Origin of the sequence: Micromonospora sp. M42, assembly GCF_000568915.1 — a bacterium.
Classification (GTDB): Bacteria; Actinomycetota; Actinomycetes; order Mycobacteriales; family Micromonosporaceae; genus Micromonospora; species Micromonospora chalcea.
In genome coordinates, this window is the sequence record NZ_KK037233.1 from 3,090,051 (window position 1) to 3,091,832 (window position 1,782).

Genomic DNA, 1,782 nt, shown 5'->3' on the forward strand with positions numbered 1-1,782 from the left:
GGTCTGGGCGACCACGCTCAGGTTCTTCGCCTCGGCCGAGCCGATCGCGTAGACGATGGTGGCGGTGCCCTCCTTGAGGTTCAGGTCGGCCGGGCCGATGGCGACGGTGTCGGTGCCGGCGAGCACCACGTCCGCCTTCACCGAGCCGGCGGCCACGTCCGCCTTGGCCTCCTTCGGGTTGGTCAGGTCCTCGAAGACCGGCTTGCCGCCGGCCCGCACGTCGACGGCCGGGGCGGCCGCGGTGTGCCGGACGATCAGCCGGGCCTTGCCGGCGCCCACCTTGGACACGTCGTTGACGAACGGCGTGATCTGCGGGTTGCCGTCGGCGCTCAGGTGCGCGGCGAGGCTGATGTTCGCCCCGCCCGGCACCGCGGCGTCGTCCACCTTCAGGATCGCCTTGTCGATCGCCTCGCCGGGCTTGGTCAGGGCGATGTCGTACTCCCCCTCGGGCAGGGTGAGCGGGCCGGCCACGTCGCCCGGCTTGAAGTTGTTCAGCGTCTTCTCGCCGTTGACGTACACGTCGACCGGGGTGTCCGGAATGCCGTGGACCACGGAGACCTTCGACGAGGCGGCGTAGGCCGGGCTCATGGTGGCGGCGCCGACGCCGGCGAAGGTGAGGGCGGCCACCGCGCCGCCCGCGGCGACCCGACGGAACATCGCGTACTGCATTGTCTGCCTCCTGGTAGTTCATGCTGATTCGTCAGGCCTGGCTTGCAGAACGGGTTACGCCGGCTCCGTGGCCCCCGGATGCGCCCGGATCCGATTTCTTTTTCCGGTCTCCGGGCGCATCCGCCGGAGCCTCCGGCGACGAAGGAGAGGTGACGAGGGTCGTGACGGACACACCGGGAGAGTGGGGCGGGGGCTGTGGGAGTTACAGTCGGGCATGCCCCACGGAAGGCGAGCCGCCCGGTGACGGCGGCCAGGCAGGGCCCCGAACCGCCGGGCGAGGACGACCTCGCCACCCGGTTCCGCGACGGCGACGAGGCGGCCCTGCGAGAGGCGTACGACAGGTACGGGCGGGCGGTGCTGCACCTGGCCACCACGACGCTCGTGAACCGCAGTGACGCCGAGGACGTGACCCAGGCGACGTTCGTCGCCGCCTGGCTCGGCCGGGAGACGTTCGACCCGGCGAAAGGCTCACTGGTCGGCTGGCTGCTCGGAATCGGGCGGCGCAAGGTGGTCGACCGGATCCGGGCCTCGGCCCGGGAGACCCGGGTGGTCGAGACGGTGAAGCAACTACCGGAACCGGTCTCCACCGGCCCCGACCCGGACACGGTGGTCGACCGGCTGGTGGTCGCCGACGAGCTGGCCCGGCTCCCCGACGAGCAGCGCCGGATGCTGGAGCTGGCGTTCTACGACGACCTGACACATCAGCAGATCGCGGCGGTGACCGGAGTGCCGCTCGGCACCGTCAAGAGTCACATCAGACGCGGCATGCAGAGCCTGAAACGCAGATGGGAGGTGGACGGTGCAGCACCTGGACCACGACCGGCTGGTCTTTCTGGCGCTCGGTGAGAGCGAGGCGGCTGACGGCGAGGCCACCCATCTGGGCACCTGCGACCACTGCCGGGGCGAGATGGAGACGCTCCAGCACGTCGCCGGGCTCGGCGCGGGCACGCAGGGCCTGGCGGAGCTGCCCGACCCGCCGGAGCACATCTGGCAGGGCATCGTGGCCGAGATCCGGGCCGCCGAGGAGCTGCCGGCGTTGACCGAGCGGCGCCTGCCGCGCCCGGCGACCCGGTGGAGCCGGCTGCCGTACCCGTGGTGGCACGTCGTCCGCGG

Annotated in this window: 2 protein-coding genes and 1 pseudogene; 2 read left to right on the forward strand and 1 reads right to left on the reverse strand. The window is 71.8% G+C overall.

Annotated elements, in window-relative coordinates:
- Positions 1 to 669: DUF4397 domain-containing protein (locus MCBG_RS13840; protein WP_043326062.1), on the reverse strand; the 669-nt coding region annotated here is incomplete at its 3' end.
- A 240-nt stretch (positions 670 to 909) separates the two neighbouring features.
- On the opposite strand from MCBG_RS13840, the gene MCBG_RS13845 reads away from it, so the two are divergent.
- Positions 910 to 1,515 (forward strand): RNA polymerase sigma factor, encoded by a 606-nt coding sequence (locus MCBG_RS13845; RefSeq protein WP_013284457.1) that lies wholly within the window; start codon positions 910 to 912, stop codon positions 1,513 to 1,515.
- Positions 1,469 to 1,782, forward strand: a pseudogene (locus tag MCBG_RS13850) (anti-sigma factor); the annotation flags it as partial. The gene MCBG_RS13845 and the pseudogene MCBG_RS13850, both read left to right, overlap by 47 nt.